Origin of the sequence: Aliagarivorans marinus DSM 23064, assembly GCF_000429485.1 — a bacterium.
GTDB lineage: Bacteria > Pseudomonadota > Gammaproteobacteria > Enterobacterales > Celerinatantimonadaceae > Aliagarivorans > Aliagarivorans marinus.
Genome location: NZ_AUBY01000013.1, coordinates 86802 through 103061, shown reverse-complemented (window position 1 = coordinate 103061; position 16260 = coordinate 86802). Strand labels below are relative to the sequence as shown.

Here is a 16260-nt window from a genome sequence, read left to right as displayed (position 1 = left end):
GCGCTAGCCTGCGGCGTAATGCTGGCAGTAAGCGGTGCAGCTTATGCCGAACTCGGTGAGCCGGAAAAGGAAGACCTGAAGTTTGGCTTTATCAAACTGACCGATATGGCCCCACTGGCCATTGCCTATGAAAAAGGCTACTTCGAAGACGAAGGGCTATATGTACAGCTAGAAGCACAAGCTAACTGGAAGGTTCTGCTGGACCGGGTAATCACCGGTGAGCTGGATGGCGCGCACATGCTGGCGGGCCAACCACTGGGTGCAACCATTGGTTTTGGTACCCAAGCGCACATTGTTACTGCCTTCAGCATGGACCTCAATGGTAACGGCATCACTGTTTCCAACGAGATTTGGGAACAGATGAAGCCCAATATCCCTCACGAAGATGGCAAGCCCGTCCACCCGATTAAAGCCGACTACCTCAAGCCGGTTGTAGAGTCTTACCAAGATCAGGGTAAGCCATTCAACATGGGCATGGTGTTCCCGGTATCAACCCACAACTACGAGCTGCGCTACTGGCTGGCGGCCGGTGGTATTCACCCGGGCTACTACGCGCCGCACAAAGGTGACACCTCGGGCCAAATCGATGCCGATGCGCTGCTGTCGGTAACCCCACCGCCACAGATGCCGGCCACCTTGGAAGCAGGCACCATCTACGGCTACTGTGTGGGCGAACCGTGGAACCAGCAAGCGGTGTTTAAAGGCATTGGTGTGCCAGTGATTACCGACTACGAGATCTGGAAGGACAACCCTGAGAAAGTCTTCGGCGTGAGCAAGCAGTGGGCCGATGAGTATCCCAACACCCACATTCGGGTCGTGAAAGCGATGATACGTGCAGCCAAATGGCTGGATGAAGAGAACAACAAAAACCGCCCAGAAGCCGTGCGCATCTTGTCGAAGAGCCAATACGTAGGCGCTGACTACGATGTTATCGCCAACTCCATGACTGGCACCTTCGAGTACGAGAAGGGCGATAAGCGAGAGATCCCCGATTTCAACGTGTTCTTCCGTTATAACGCGACTTACCCCTACTACAGCGATGCGATTTGGTACCTGACCCAGATGCGCCGTTGGGGCCAGATCTCTGAGCACAAGCCTGATTCTTGGTACATGGATATCGCCAAGAAGGTATACCGCCCAGACATCTACGCTGTGGCAGCGAAAGAGCTGATCGCCGAAGGGGTGATGGATGCTAAAGACTTCCCTGACTTCGATAGCGAGAGCGGCTTTAAACCACCGCAAACCGAGTTTATCGATGGTGTGACCTACGATGGCAGCAAGCCAAACGAGTATCTCGAGAAGTTCTCAATTGGTTTGAAAGGCGAACAACAAATCTAAATAACGCCCTCGTCACTGAGAGAAATGGAGAGTCGGCAGGCCGCAGCGGCGGCCTGCCAAATAAGGAGTTGTCGAGATGAAAGATAAGTTAATTCACTCACTAGAAACCTTTGGGCTGACCCCGATGGTACCGATAGTTCGCCTGGCATCAGGCGAGAACCCCAAACAGCAGTTCCAGGACTTGTTTGAAAAGCTCGGCCTGCCGCTTATCGCCATTGTGGCGTTTTTGCTGTTGTGGAGCGTGTCTGCTGCCAATGTGCAAACCAGCTTGGGTCAGTTGCCTGGGCCGTCACAGGTGCTAGAGCAGTACCATGGCTTGGTGGCGGAGCACAAAGAGGAGCGCGAGAAAGAGGTCGCCTTCTACGAGCGCCAAGAAGCGCGCAACGCCAAGAAGCTAGCCGCCAACCCCGACGCGGTGGTGAAGACTCGCCCCTATACTGGCAAACCCACCTTCTTTGACCAAATACTTACCAGCCTGTACACGGTGTTCACCGGCTTTATTCTGGGCAGCCTGATTGCGATTCCTTTAGGCGTTGCCTGTGGCCTTAACAAGCGGCTCTACTCTGCAGTCAGCCCACTTATTCAGGTGCTCAAACCCGTCTCGCCACTGGCGTGGCTGCCGATTGTTACCATGGTGGTCAGTGCGGTGTATGTCAGCACCGATCCGATGTTCTCTAAGTCTTTCGTGACCTCGGCAATCACCGTGACCCTGTGTTCCATGTGGCCCACCTTGATTAACACCGCCATTGGCGTGGCGTCTATCGACAAAGATTGGCTTAACGTTGGCCGAGTGATTCGTCTGCACTGGACCAAGCAAGTGACCAAGATTGCCATTCCCGCTTCCTTGCCGATGATCTTCACCGGCCTGCGGATCTCACTGGGTATTGGTTGGATGGTATTGATTGCCGCCGAGATGCTGGCGCAGAACCCCGGCCTTGGTAAGTTCGTATGGGACGAGTTCCAAAACGGTAGCTCCAACTCACTGGGGCGAATCATGGTGGCGGTGATTGTTATCGGCATCATCGGTTACATCCTCGATTGGCTGATGCTTAGCCTGCAAAAAGTAATTTCTCATTCAACGCCTGAAGGCGCTCGCTAATAGGAGTTTTGGCATGTCGCATTATCTAGATATTGACCATGTGGGGATTGAGTTTCCCACCAAGAACGGTCCATTCCGTGCCTTGCAAGGGGTTGATTTAAAGATTGCCAAGGGGGAGTTTATCTCGCTGATTGGCCACTCTGGCTGCGGTAAGTCCACCGTGTTGAATATTGTTGCAGGTCTTTATGGGGCAACCGAGGGCGGTGTGGTACTGGAGAGCAAAGAGGTGAGTGAGCCGGGCCCCGATCGCGCGGTGGTGTTCCAAAACCACAGCCTGCTGCCATGGTTAACCGCTTATCAAAACGTCGAGCTGGCAGTTAAAGAGGTGTTTAAGGGCAAGCTTAACCGCAGCGAGATGCATGAGTGGATCGAGCATAACCTCGAGCTGGTGCATATGAGCCATGCCATGCATAAACGCCCGGATGAGATCTCCGGCGGGATGAAGCAGCGGGTGGGGATTGCCCGGGCACTGGCCATGCAGCCCAAGGTGCTACTGATGGACGAACCCTTCGGTGCCTTGGACGCACTGACCCGTGCGCATTTACAAGATTCGCTGATGGAAATTCAACAAGAGCTGAACAACACGGTGATCATGATTACCCACGATGTAGATGAAGCGGTGCTGCTCTCCGATCGCATCGTGATGATGACTAATGGCCCGGCTGCCACGATTGGCGAGATCCTCAAGGTTGAGCTGGAGCGCCCGCGCAATCGGGTTGTGCTGGCCGATAACGCTGAGTACAACCACTACCGCTCCCAGGTACTTAAGTTCTTGTATGAACGCCAGCGTAATCCGGCGCAGACCGAAGGCAAGAAGAAGTCGGTTAAGCCTCGTCTGGTGGGCAAGGGGGAAGCGGCTTAACACCTGTTTTCCACATCGAATCAGTTCAACGAGTCAGCGCTTGCTGGCTCGTTTTCTATTTGGCGCTTTGTTATAGTCAGCGCTTATCAATGAATCAATACAAGAGGATGTAGCATGGCGCAGACTAGGGTTGCAGTCGTTGGCTGTAACGGCCGTATGGGGAAAAACTTGTTGGAAGCGGTCAGCAACCATGAGCAAGCGGTGATTGCAGGTGCTACCGAGCGCCCAGGCTCTAGCCTTATCGGCACCGATGTAGGCGAGCTGGCTGGCGTGGGCAAGTTGGATGTGCAGGTTGCCGACAGCGTGGACAGCATTCAAGGTGATATCGACGTGATCATCGATTTTACCAGCCCACAGGTCACCCTGGCCCATGTGAAGTGGGCGCGTGCCAATCAAGTGAAGATGGTCATTGGTACTACCGGCTTCACCGAAGAGCAAAAAGCCCAACTGGCTGATGCAGCCGAAGACATTGCCATCATGTTTGCACCGAACATGAGCGTAGGGGTGAACCTGGTATTCAAACTGCTGGAAACCGCCGCTAAGGTGATGGGTGATTACACCGATATCGAGATCATCGAAGGCCACCACCGCCATAAAGTGGATGCGCCATCGGGCACCGCGCTTGGCATGGGCGAGGTGATTGCCGATACCCTGGGGCGTGACCTGTCCAAAGTCGCGGTATATGGCCGTGAAGGCATCACCGGTGAGCGTGACCGCGAAACCATCGGCTTTGCCACTATCCGTGCCGGTGATTTAGTGGGAGAGCACACCGCGATGTTTGCCGATATCGGTGAGCGCGTAGAGATCACCCACAAGGCCTCCAGCCGCATGACCTTTGCCAATGGCGCGGTACGCGCAGCGGTGTGGCTGCAAGACAAACCGCATGGTTTGTTTAATATGCGTGACGTACTTGGTCTTAACGACTAGCCACTGTTTTTACTCGCTTTTTACTCAACAAGCACGCATGTAGCGTGCTTGTTTCATTTTAAGCCCTCTTTTCATAGTAACTAGCATAAAATTCTGCAAGCTGTTTTGAAAAGCCTTTCAGGGATGCTTTTGAAAATGTTTTCAAGGATATTATTCTTGAATGCCTTCACAAAGTAATCGAAAAGTAACAGCACAAATATCTTTGCCTGACAAACAACTACGTTGATCACGGTTAGCAAGGCCCAGATTCCCTAAGTTATTGAGCATCCTGCATATAAAAATCAGGCAGGAATGGAAAGTAAGAGCGGATTACACGTCTCTGATTCATTAATGAAAGGAAAGGCTAATAATGGAAATGCAAATTAGTAAGCTGTTCAAGCTTACCGCTCCGGTGCTGGCTTCTGCACTTCTGTCGGCATGTTTCGGCAGTAGTGGTGGTAGCGACGGCGGCGGTGGCGGCGGTGGCGACACCATCGAAGGACTCTATGAGGCTGCTGAAAACGAAGTTGTCATTTACTACAAGCGCGATGAAGCTCACTCTCGTGCAGTAGATACCGATGCCTATGAAGGCTACGGTCTACACCTGTGGAATGGTAATGGTTGTGAAAGTACCGATCTGGCCGCAATGGGCTTGCCGGATGGTGGCACGCCATGGGATGAACCTGCCCAAGCGACTGGCTTCAGCGAAACCTACGGTGCTTACTACGTCATCAAGTATGAGGCGGCACCGCCACACAACTGTATTAACTTCATCATGCACAAAGGCGACGACCGTCCATTCGGCGGCGGCGACATGAGCTTCTTGCTTGATGAAATGGATGAAAGTAAAGGCTTGTTTGGCTTCCATGGCAGCAGCGAGCTTTACTACTTCCCGATTGAAGAGCGCCCTGTGGCCATCGATGGCCAAAAAGCGCACTGGCTGGATAAGGGCACCATCGCCTGGATGGACGTATCAAACGCTGCCAGCTATGAGTTACGCTACGACCCAGAAAACGGCATTGAGCTGAACTCTGAAACCAAAGAGGTCTCTGGTGGTACCGTTGTTAGTTTGAGCGAAGGCGCTATCTCTGATGCAGCTAAAGCGCGCTTCCCCCACTTGAGTGATATGCCTGCGGCCAGCATCGAAGTTGAGGACGCGGTACTCAAGCAAATCCTTAAGAGCCAAATTGTGGTATTCGCCTACAATGCCGATGGCGAGGTGATTGCAGCTACCCAAGTTCAGAAACCCGGTGTGATTGACGTTGCCTACGTTGAAGCCGACGGTGAAGGTGAAGGCGGTGCGATCAACGAAGAGCTGGGCGCTGTTCTTAATGGCAGCGAAGTGACCTTCAAGCTGTGGGCTCCTACCGCGCAGAACGTGCGTGTATTCCTGTACGACGATGACCTGAGTGCATACAGCACTGCGCCATCTCTGCAAATGGAAGAAGATGCCAACGGCATCTGGTCGGTGACCCAAGACGGCGTGATTGGCAAGTTCTACAAGTACGAAGTGACGGTTTATCATCCAACCACCAAACGTGTTGAAACCGTTATGGTGACTGACCCTTACTCACTGAGTCTGTCGGAGAACTCAACTCACTCGCAAGTAGTTGATTTAGAAGACCCAGCGCTATTCCCAGCGGGCTGGGGCCAAAACCGTCCGACTCTGGAGCACGACGTTGACCATGTTCTGTATGAGTCTCACCTGCGTGATTTCAGTGTAAGCGACAGCCTGGGTACTGCCTCTCTGAACGGTACCTACCTAGCGCTGACCGAAAGTGAGCGTGAGTCGGTGACTCACCTGCAAGAGCTTAAGGATGCGGGTCTAACCACCTTGCACATTCTGCCTGCTTTCGATATCGCCACCGTAAACGAAGACCCGGATATGCAGGTCGATATTACCGATACCGTCGGTAAGCTGTGTGGTATCAAGCCTAGCGCGAGCATTTGTAGCTCAGCCAGTGATGGCGACGTTATCGAAGACATCCTGTACGGCTACGATCCTAGCACTGGCGATGCCCAAGCGCTGATGAACGACATCCGCGATCTGGATAGCTTCAACTGGGGTTACGATCCGTTCCACTACACCGTGCCAGAAGGTAGCTACGCCACCGATGCCCACGGTACTACCCGTATCCTGGAATTCCGTGAAATGGTGCAAGCCACTCACGATATGGGTCTGAAACTGGTAATGGACGTGGTCTACAACCACACAAATGCATCAGGTGTGAACGACAAGTCAGTACTGGATAAGATTGTCCCCGGATACTACCACCGCCTAAACGTAAACACCGGTGGTGTAGAAACCTCAACCTGTTGTGACAACACCGCAACCGAGAATCTGATGATGGGTAAACTCATGATCGACTCTCTGGTTACCTGGTCTGAGCACTACAATGTAGACGGCTACCGTTTTGACTTGATGGGTCACCAACCTAAAGACCTGATGGTTGACGCACTGGCTGCCGTTCGTGACATCGATGATGACACCTTGTTCTACGGCGAAGGTTGGGACTTTGGTGAAGTATCCAACAACGCACGCTTTACCCAAGCAACCCAGTGGGAGATGGCTGGCACCGAGATCGGCACCTTCTCTGACCGTTTGCGTGACGCGGTTCGCGGTGGTAGCCCGTTTGATAGCCAAGATGGCATTCGTCAGACTCAGGGCTTTGCCAATGCTTCGACCTTGAACGAGCTTAACGAAGACTTGGCTGGAGACGACTTAGACAAGTTCAACGCAGGTCTGCTGCATGGCCAAGACCTTATTCGTGTAGGTATGGCCGGTAACTTGCGTGAGTTCATCTTGCTGGATTCACTGGGCAGAACCAAACGTGGTCAAGACGTGGACTACAATGGCGCGCCTGCGGGTTACACGCTGAATCCTTCAGAGAATATCTCGTACGTGTCTAAGCACGATAATCAGACCCTTTGGGACAACAATGCGTATAAAGCCGCGGCGAACACCTCACCGGCTGATCGTGCACGTATGCAAAGCGTGGCACTGTCTACCGTGATGTATGGTCAAGGCATTCCATTTATCCACATGGGCTCTGAGATCCTGCGTTCTAAGTCAATGCAGCGTGACTCTTATGACTCAGGTGACTGGTTCAACCGTGTACGCTTCGACTACAGTGACAACAACTGGAATGTTGGTCTGCCTCGTGAAGATAAAGACGGTGAAAACTGGGATTTGATCAAGCGAATCATTGCAGATGCAACCAACGAGCCTGCGACCCGCGATATCGAGCTGACCAAAGAGCAGTTCATCGAGATGCTGGCTATTCGTAACAGCAGCAAGCTGTTCCGTTTGCAAACCGAAGCTGAGGTTAAAGCTCGTGTTGACTTCCGCAACGTAGGCCAAGATCAGGTTGCCAACCTTATCGTAATGTCTATCGACAACGGTACTGGTGCCGGTGAAGATCTGGATGAAAACGTCGATGCCATCGTGGTGGTTATCAACGCAACTGCAGAAGATCAAGACTTCGAGATCGAAGGTGCAACTGGCTTTGAACTGCATGAAGTACAGCAGATCTCTGCCGACAGCGTGGTACAAGGTGCCAGCTTCGCTAGTGAGACTTTCAGTGTTCCTGCCTTGACCAGCGCGGTATTTGTTATGCCTCGCGATGGTGCTCGCAGTGCCGGTCTGCCGGTGGATATGAGCAACAAAGACCTCTCTGAGATCCCGCCATTTGGTAACACCCAGTTCTACCTACGTGGTATGCAGGAAATGTGGGGTGATGATTACCCATTGACCTTCGACAGCAATGGCAAGTACACCGTTACCTTTAACTACAATGGCGAAGGTGCCTTTGCGCCAAACGGTATGGTTGTGGCAACTCAAGGTTGGGAAACCAAGTTTGAAGGCTGTGATGGCGATGCGGAGTTGACCTTGGAAAGCGGCGTAACCACTTGCAATTCTGAAGTGGGCGGCACCAGCAACTTTGCTGCGAACTTCACAGAAGCCGGTCTTTACCACTTCGTATTCGACGCGAGCAACACCGACAACCCAGTTGTAAGCGTGACCTTCGAAGAGAGTGCGGCATCATGTGAGAACCTACCTCCAGCAACTGGCGGTTCTCTGGACCCACACTATGTACGTGGTGACTTGAGCGATTGGGGGCCAAACGACACCTATCAAATGATCTACAAAGGTGCCGATGCTGATGGTATGGAAATCTACCAAGCAGTGTTCGATTACAGTGGTAGCATTCAGTTCAAGATTGCCGATGGCAGCGACAACTGGGGTAGCCAGTTCTTCGTAGCCAACAGTGATGGCAGCCCAATGGGCATCGAAGCAGAGCTTCCATACCAAGTGACTCGCGGCGATGGTGGCCAGTCTAACAACACGATTTCATTGGGCTCTGGTACTTGGTCATTCAAGATGACCATCGACCCAAGTCTGGAAAGCGGTTTGGTAGGCGATTTCATCGTTCAAGAGTGTTCGCAGAACTAACTCGCTAACAAAAGTAAAGCTAAGCCACTCTTCGGAGTGGCTTTTTTATGTCTGCTTTACTTGCCTGATACGGCAGCAATCTAAGCAAAGCTTTTTCCCGCTGCTCTGGCAGCATTGATAAGTTATTAAGAGGAACGTGCCGATGATTCACCCTCAATATCAGGCCTTGGGAGATAGGCTTATATCCTTTGCAAGTACCAGAGAAGACATCCGGGCTGCCTTTGTGGTGGGCTCTCAGGCTCGAGAGTCGCTACCCGCCGATAGATGGTCTGATATCGATATCTTGCTGGTAGTTGAAGACCCAGCCTGTTTAATGCAGGAGCGAAGCTGGACTGAAGCATTGGGTCAGGTGGTGTTGTGCTTTAGTGAATCTAGCCCGGTGGATGCGGTGCCTGAGCTGAGGGTGTTATATCAGCCCTGTTTGGATGTGGATTTTCCGCTGTTGCCTGCCGATTTTGTCAGGGCGCGCGATAGTGCCCAGCTTAGCCCAGAGATGATCGCGGTGTTTAAGCGCGGCTATTTGTGTCTGCTTGATAAAGAGAACTTTGCCAGCATCTTTGCTGAGGTGGCAGCCCTACCTTTACCTGCCCCTAAAGACCATGCTGAGGAAGTCACAGAGCTGATTCAGGACATCGCCTACCATGTGCTGTGGACCGCTAAGAAGTGGCAGCGTGGTGAGCGCTGGATGGCGCTGGCGTGTTGCAATAGCCATATACAGCATCGTTTGTTGCGGCTGATGGAGTGGATGGCGCATTCGCAGACCCAGAACCAAGAAGTGATAGATACTTGGCACAATGGCCGGTTTATCGAGCAGTGGCTTCCAGAGCCTTACCTGGAGCTGCTTAGCTTGAGTTGGGCAAGGGCTGACAAGGCGAGCTTGCAAGCTGCCTTACAGGCAGCACTTGCGTTGTGTATTAAGGTGTTAGAGCTAGCAGGGGAAGCGGAGAAGGCGCTTAAACCGTCGTTAGATCACTGCCGAGAGCGACTCGGTGAACTACTTAACGAAAGCCCTTAGCGCGAACTATATGCATAAAAAAACCCCGGCGTGCCGGGGTTTTTTGAATCAGCTTAAAAGAGATGCTTACTTAGCGTTTTTCTCTTTTTCTGCAGCGATTACTTCTTCAGCCACGTTTTGTGGGCAAGGCATGTAGTGGGCGAACTCCATAGAGAACTGACCACGGCCTGAAGTAATGGTACGCAGGTGACCAATGTAGCCGAACATTTCAGCCAGTGGTACTTCACCTTTAATGCGTACGCCGGTAGCGCCAGCTTCTTGGTCTTTAATCATGCCGCGACGACGGTTCAAGTCACCGATTACGTCACCCACGTTGTCTTCTGGGGTGAACACGTCAACTTTCATGATTGGCTCAAGAAGTTGTGGGCCAGCTTTTGGCAGAGACTGACGGTATGCACCTTTCGCAGCGATTTCGAACGCGATAGCTGACGAGTCAACTGCGTGGAAAGCACCGTCGAACAGTTCTACTTCAAGGTCAAGTACTGGGAAGCCAGCCAGTGGGCCTTCTTCCATCATTACTTTGAAGCCTTTCTCTACTGCAGGCCAGAATTCTTTAGGTACGTTACCGCCAACTACTGAAGAGCTGAACTTGAAGCCTGAACCTGGCTCACCAGGACGGATGCGGTAGTCGATCTTACCGAACTGACCAGAACCACCAGACTGCTTCTTGTGGGTGTAGCTGTCTTCAAGTTCTTGAGTAATGGTTTCGCGGTAAGCAACCTGAGGTTGACCAACTACTAGCTCAACGCCGTAGGTACGCTTCAGGATGTCTACTTTAATGTCCAGGTGCAGTTCGCCCATACCTTTAAGGATGGTTTCACCTGAATCTTCGTCGGTTTCAACCTGGAACGAAGGATCTTCTGCAACCATCTTACCGATAGCGATACCCATCTTCTCAGTAGAACCTTTATCTTTAGGTGCTACAGCGATAGAGATTACTGGCTCTGGGAAGATCATTGGCTCAAGAGTACAAGGGTGCTTAGGATCACACAGGGTGTGACCAGTTTGTACGTTCTTCATACCAACAACAGCGATGATGTCACCCGCTTGCGCAGAGTTAATCTCGTTACGCTCGTCAGCGTGCATCTCAACCATACGACCGATACGCTCAGTCTTGCCGGTTGCGCTGTTCAGAATAGTCATACCTTTTTCCATCTTACCTGAGTAGATACGGATAAAGGTTAGGGCACCGAAGCGGTCGTCCATAATTTTGAACGCCAGAGCACGTAGAGGCTCATCTGCAGATACGGTAGCAACTTCGCCAGTAGGCTCACCGGTTTCTTCGTCAGTCAGAGGCTGAGCGTCAACTTCGGTTGGGCTTGGCAGGTAGTCAACTACTGCGTCTAGTACCAGCTGGATACCTTTGTTCTTAAATGCAGAACCACAGAAGGTTGGGAAGAAGGCCATGGTGCGAGTACCTTCACGGATACAACGCTTGATGTCTTCCAGAGAAGGCTCTTCACCTTCCATGTAAGCCATCATCAGCTCGTCGTCCATCTCAACAGCAGACTCGATCAGTTGCTCGCGGTACTCAGCGGCTTTCTCAACCATGTCTTCTGGGATGTCGGTTACTTCGTAGTTTTCTGGCAGGCCAGAATCGTCCCAGATGTAAGCTTTTTGGCTTAGTACATCTACAACACCAGTGAAGTCGTCTTCGATACCGATAGGCAGGGTCATAACCAGTGGGTTAGCAGCCAGTACGTTCTTAACTTGGTCAACAACGCGGTAGAAGTCAGCACCCATACGGTCCAGTTTGTTCACGAAGATCAAACGTGCTACTTCAGATTCGTTAGCGTAACGCCAGTTGGTCTCTGATTGAGGTTCTACACCACCAGAGCCACAGAATACACCGATACCACCATCAAGTACTTTAAGAGAACGGTATACTTCAACGGTGAAGTCAACGTGTCCAGGAGTATCAATGATGTTCAGGCGGTGGTCTTTCCAGAAACAGGTAGTCGCTGCTGATTGAATGGTAATACCACGCTCAGCTTCCTGCTCCATGAAGTCAGTGGTTGCAGCGCCATCGTGTACTTCGCCGGTTTTGTGAATTTTACCGGTGAGCTTAAGGATACGCTCGGTAGAGGTGGTTTTACCAGCATCTACGTGTGCGAAGATACCGATGTTTCTGTAATGAGATAGATCTGCCATTAGTCGTTCTCTATATGTCAGGGCGGAAAATTGCGCGAAGTATACAGCATTTCAAGACCATTTTAGAAGCCTTCAATCAAACCTGCCGAAAGATTGTCTCTAAGGCATGGCTAAGTAGCCGTAAAATCGCGCTTTATTTGCAGTTTATTGGTGCTTACTCGGGAGAACTTGCGCTGATCTCATCCTGATATTGCTCGCGAATGATGTAAAACTGATCCAAGTTATTTAGCAGCAGTGAGGATAGATGAGGGTCAAACTGCTTCCCACTTTGCTCGGAGATATACTCGACGATCTCCTCATCGTCCCATTGCAGCTTGTAGCAACGGCTACTGCCGAGGGCATCGAATACGTCGGCCAGAGCGGTTAAACGACCACTGATGGGGATCTCCTCGCCTTTTAAGCCTCGTGGGTAGCCTTTGCCGTCCCAACGCTCGTGGTGGCTGCCAGCAATTTCAGAGGCCAGTAACAGACTGGGAATACTCGAGTCGGCCAACATCATCTCACCTTGCTCGGCATGGGAGCGCATAATCGACCACTCGCGGTCATCCAGTTTGGCAGGCTTGTGCAAGATCGCATCGGGGGTGGCGACTTTGCCCACATCATGCAGCGGCGAGGCCATCTTCAGTCGCTCAATGGTTTTCTCGTCCAGACCGGCAAGCTCTGCCAGCTTGGCAGTATAAAGCGCGACCCGTTTAACGTGCTTGCCCGACTCTTTCGAGCGGGTCTCAACGATCTCACCGATGCGATACATGGTCTCGCGCTGATGTTCGACGATCACCTCGTTGAGCCGGATATTCTCCAGCGCGATGGTGATATTGTCGCTTAGCAGCTTAATAAAGTGCTGGTCGGATTCGTTAATCGGAGTATTGCGCACTATATAGAAGAACAGATCTCTGGCTTTGTTTTGACAATAGATCACCACCGCATTGTCTTTATAGATGTTGCCCTTTTGGTTAATGGCTTGGTCAAACAGTTCGGCTTGCTGCGACGGTAGCTGAGACAAAGGCAGGATCTGATTGAGCTGATGTTGGCTGTCCTCCCCTTGATGCGCGAGCAACTGAAAGTGGGAGCTATGGTGGGCGTAGGCCTGTTTCTCTAAGGCGTAGATGCAGCCATCGTCGAGGTGCATGATGGCCGATAGTTGATCCAGCGCGCCTTCAACAAAGGTGTGCAGTGCGCTGAGCTCAAAGATTCCCTTGGAGCTCTCTACTACCTTCTCTAAGCCGCGCTTGTGGGTCTCGAGGGCGCAGATATCGCGATAGGAGCGCAGGCTGGCACGGATAAGGGTACGCAGCTTTTGCGAGGTAAGCTCGGTTTTGTCTTTGTAATCATTGATGTCGTAGTCTTCGACCACTTTATCTTCCGGTGCCTGTCCGGGCTGGCCAGTTCTTAACACGATGCGCACGCAGTGGTTGTTTAGCTGGTTGCGGATGTGTTCGACCAAGGTGAGGCCTGCATCGTCGGTTTCCATAACGACATCGAGCAAGATCAGGGCGACATCGCAATGCTGGGGAAGCAGCTCACGAGCCTGCTGGGCTGAGTAGGCGTGGATGAACTCTAGTTGTCGGTTGTCAAAGCTAAAACGCTGTAGCGTCATCTGAGTGATGTCATGAACCTCCGGCTCGTCATCGACAATCATCAGTTTCCAGGGAGGGGCGGTTTGCGTTGTATCGTCCGGTTTGTCGTCAAACAAGATAAAATCGTCGTCCATGGGAATCCCGTTAAGCACTCATCGTAGTTAGTTAAGAAGAGCCGCCCTCAAAAAGCAATGTTGATAAAAAAGCGGGCCGAAGCCCGCATAAAAAAGGAAAGGGTGTTTGTAGTGGTTAGGCTGCGGTGATTATCTCGTCCGCACCGTTTTGTTTGCTATGTGCCAGCTCTTGATGGTCAAAGTCATCTACGTTGATTGCGTTCAATCGACCGGCCTCGGCGCGTTTCATCAGCTCGGCTTCGCCATGCTCGATGATGCCGCGTGCCAGCGCTTCATCGGCCAGTTTATCGAGGTAGATAAACTGGCGCTTCTCGCCCAGAGCCTTGCAGATCTTGTCGAACACCGGCTCGCAGGCAAGGATAGCGTCGAGGGTCTGCTCCAGCTCGCCAAACACGTTGCCTTCCACGCGACTGTCAAAGCGCCCTTGGCCGATACGGTCGCGGGTTTCGCTAGGACTTTGGAGGATGCGCGCCAGTTTGTGGTCAAGGCTATCGCTTGGCGCATGCAGTGGCTTACCTAGTGGGAAGATCACCAGTCGCATCAGCTTGCCCACAACTGGCACCGGGAAGTTGCGCAGTAGCTCGTCCAGTGCGGTTTGCAGCTGGTACATTGAGTCTTGAATCGCCCAGTCAACCAGCGGCATATCCGCTTTCTGGCGACCTTCATCGTCAAAGCGTTTGAGCACCGCTGAGCTTAGGTAAAGCTGGCTGAGCAGGTCGCCCAAGCGCGCCGACACGCGCTCTTTGCGCTTCAGGTTGCCACCCAGAGTCGCCATCGAGATATCCGACAGCAGCGCCAGGTTGCTGGAGAAGCGGGTCAGCTGACGGTAGTATTTGGCGGTTTTGTCCTGATGCGGCGCCTTAATCAGGCGATGGCCACTGATACCAAACCAGAAGCTGCGCACAAAGTTGCTGATGGCAAAGCCGATGTGGCTGAACACCGCGCGGTCAAAATCTTCCAGGCCTTGCTCAAAGTCGGGGTGGTAGGCTGCTTCCATCTCTTTCAGTACATAAGGATGGCAGCGGATCGCCCCTTGGCCATAGATAATCATGCTGCGGGTGAGAATGTTGGCCCCTTCCACGGTAATCGCAATTGGCGCACCTTGGTAGGAACGGCCGAGGAAGTTCTTCGGTCCTAAGCAGATCCCTTTACCGCCGACGATATCCATAGCATCAATCGAGGCGCGCTGGCCGCGGTGGGTGAGGTGGTACTTCACAATCGCTGAAATCACCGAGGGCTTTTCGCCTTGGTCGATACCGGTAACCGTTAGGCTGCTCGCTGCATCCATCAGGTAGGCGTTACCCGCCAGACGTGCCAGAGGCTCTTCAATACCTTCCATCTTGCCGATGGGCAGTTTGAACTGGCGACGAATACGCGCATAAGCGCCGGTTGCCAGCGCCGCTGACTTGATACCGCCAGTGGCTGAAGAGGGCAGGGTAATACCACGGCCAACCGACAGACACTCTACCAGCATACGCCAGCCTTCACCGGCCATCTTCTCACCGCCGATGATGAAGTCCATGGGCACGAACAGGTCGTTACCGCGGGTCGGGCCATTCATAAACGGCACGTTAAGCGGGAAGTGGCGACGACCAACATCTACCCCTTCCAAGTTGGTGGGGATCAGGGCGCAGGTGATGCCTAAGTCTTCCTTGTCGCCTAGCAGGCCATCGGGGTCGCGCAGTTTAAAGGCCAGGCCTAATATCGTGGCGACCGGAGCGAGGGTGATGTAGCGCTTATTCCAGGTCAGACGCATGCCAAGCACTTCTTTACCTTCCCACTCGCCTTTGCAGACGATACCAAAATCGGGGATAGAACCGGCATCGGAGCCCGCTTCTGGGCTGGTTAAGGCAAAGCAGGGGATCTCTTGGCCGTTGGCTAGGCGTGGTAGGTAGTAGTCTTGCTGCTCTTTGGTGCCGTAGTGTTGCAACAGCTCACCTGGACCCAGCGAGTTAGGTACGCCCACCGTAGAGGAGAGCACTGCCGACACGCCCGCTAGCTTTTGTAGCACCAGCGATTGGGCATAGGCCGAGAACTCCAGACCACCGTATTGCTTCTTGATGATCATGGCGAAGAACTTGTTGTCTTTGAGGTATTGCCAAACCTCAGGCGGCAGGTCAGCGAGTTCGTGGGTGATCTCCCAGTCCTTGGTCATCTTTAATACTTCTTCAACCGGGCCATCGAGGAAGGCCTGCTCTTCAGCGCTTAGGCGAGGTTTGGGATAGCTGTGCAGTTGCTTCCAATCGGGGGCGCCACGGAACAGCTCGCCTTCCCACCAAGTGGTACCGGCGTCGATAGCCTCGCGCTCGGTTTGTGACATCTCTGGCATTACGCCCTTGAAGGCCTTGTACATCGGTGTTGAGAGCAGCTTTTTGCGCAGCGGCACGATATTAACCAAGGCAACGATTGTAATGTAAACCGCCCAAGTAATCTGGCTCAGCGGTTCAACCAGTGAGTATGCCAATAGCAGCCCGGTGGCGACCAAGCTAAAGGCCAGCAGCGAGGACCGAAAGTACGCTAGGGCAGCAATCGCCACCAAAAGCGTAGGGATAAACAATGCCGTTAGGGTACTCAGCATGATGATTCTCCTTATCAACTCGTTAAGAGCTCAACTAGTAAGAGGTCTGACCTCTGGGTTGTATTTGTAAGTGATATGTAACGACGGGTCAAGCGCGAGTTACAAAAATGCAACATTGATCTTGTAAGGCCTGACATACTTAAAAGC

The 16260-nt window shown here is 52.5% G+C and carries 9 protein-coding genes; 6 read left to right on the top strand and 3 right to left on the bottom strand.

What is annotated here, in order from left to right; genetic code table 11:
• Window positions 1–18: 18 nt before the first annotated feature.
• The 6 genes from G461_RS0104830 to G461_RS0104800 all read left to right on the top strand — a co-directional run bounded on the left by G461_RS0104830 (window position 19) and on the right by G461_RS0104800 (window position 9673).
• A complete protein-coding gene (locus G461_RS0104830; RefSeq protein ID WP_245587153.1) occupies window positions 19–1338 on the top strand; it encodes a CmpA/NrtA family ABC transporter substrate-binding protein in 1320 nt (439 codons plus the stop codon).
• Between the two features lie 76 nt (window positions 1339–1414).
• Complete coding sequence (locus tag G461_RS0104825) at window positions 1415–2437, top strand: ABC transporter permease (RefSeq protein ID WP_026971007.1); 1023 nt, start codon at window positions 1415–1417, stop codon at window positions 2435–2437.
• 13 nt (window positions 2438–2450) lie between these two features.
• Window positions 2451–3299 carry an ABC transporter ATP-binding protein gene (locus G461_RS0104820; protein WP_026971006.1) on the top strand — a complete coding sequence of 283 codons (849 nt, stop codon included), beginning with the start codon at window positions 2451–2453 and terminating at the stop codon, window positions 3297–3299.
• Window positions 3300–3413: 114 nt separating this feature from the next.
• Window positions 3414–4226 (top strand): 4-hydroxy-tetrahydrodipicolinate reductase, encoded by an 813-nt coding sequence (gene dapB / locus G461_RS0104815; protein WP_026971005.1) that lies wholly within the window; start codon window positions 3414–3416, stop codon window positions 4224–4226.
• Window positions 4227–4575: 349 nt separating this feature from the next.
• Window positions 4576–8658 (top strand): pullulanase-type alpha-1,6-glucosidase, encoded by a 4083-nt coding sequence (gene pulA / locus G461_RS0104805; protein ID WP_026971004.1) that lies wholly within the window; start codon window positions 4576–4578, stop codon window positions 8656–8658.
• Window positions 8659–8800: 142 nt separating this feature from the next.
• Window positions 8801–9673 (top strand): aminoglycoside 6-adenylyltransferase, encoded by an 873-nt coding sequence (locus G461_RS0104800; protein WP_026971003.1) that lies wholly within the window; start codon window positions 8801–8803, stop codon window positions 9671–9673.
• A 66-nt stretch (window positions 9674–9739) separates the two neighbouring features.
• On the opposite strand, the gene fusA is transcribed toward G461_RS0104800, so the two are convergent.
• From fusA to fadE, 3 genes are all read right to left on the bottom strand, one after another.
• Window positions 9740–11824, bottom strand: a complete 2085-nt coding sequence (gene fusA, locus G461_RS0104795) for an elongation factor G (protein ID WP_026971002.1) — start codon at window positions 11822–11824, stop codon at window positions 9740–9742.
• 154 nt (window positions 11825–11978) lie between these two features.
• Window positions 11979–13535, bottom strand: coding sequence for a DUF3369 domain-containing protein (locus G461_RS0104790; RefSeq protein WP_026971001.1), 1557 nt, complete (start codon window positions 13533–13535; stop codon window positions 11979–11981).
• Between the two features lie 115 nt (window positions 13536–13650).
• Complete coding sequence (gene fadE / locus G461_RS0104785) at window positions 13651–16113, bottom strand: acyl-CoA dehydrogenase FadE (RefSeq protein WP_026971000.1); 2463 nt, start codon at window positions 16111–16113, stop codon at window positions 13651–13653.
• Window positions 16114–16260: the final 147 nt, after the last annotated feature.